Below are 528 nucleotides of genomic sequence, written 5' to 3'. Positions count from 1 at the left end.
ATAACCATCCCCGGCCAATCCCACTCTGGTACGGGCTGGTGGTTGATGGTCAACATGCGATGGTCTTTCATCACATCAGTGATCTCGCCCTTCGTCCAAGCCGTTTGTGCAGTGGCTTCGGTCGGTGATGAAATGCGCGATAGATCAGCCGTTTGGCTCGATTCTGAATCCAACATAAAGTGAGCTGAGGTTACGATGCGATCGTCTTGAGTCAGGCCTTGTAGTACCTCGATTTTGTCGTCAGCTTCACGCCCGACTTCGATGCGCGTTGAGCGGTATTTGCCGTCTCCCTCAGACAGCACGACGCGAGTCATACCCCCCGAGCGGATAACGGACGACTTTGGAATGGTTAACACCGCGTTGTCGCTGACAGGTTGTAAGGCAATATTGGCGAACATGTTCGGTTTCAGCTCGCCATTGGGATTAGAGAATTTAAGACGAACACGAAGCGTGCGCGTTTTAGGATCCAAAATTGGATACACATAATCGACGCTGCCTTGCCACTCTTTACCCGGAATCGCATCCAAC

At 51.9% G+C, this 528-nt stretch carries 1 protein-coding gene; it reads right to left on the bottom strand.

Annotated elements, in window-relative coordinates; genetic code table 11:
- On the bottom strand, positions 1 to 528 hold a 528-nt coding region (locus tag R7190_RS30410; protein WP_318138281.1), incomplete at both ends, for an efflux RND transporter periplasmic adaptor subunit.

It is taken from the genome of Vibrio sp. 1078-1 (genome assembly GCF_033340475.1).
Note: the sequence above shows the minus strand (reverse complement) of the source record. Positions and strands in the feature narration are given on the sequence as shown.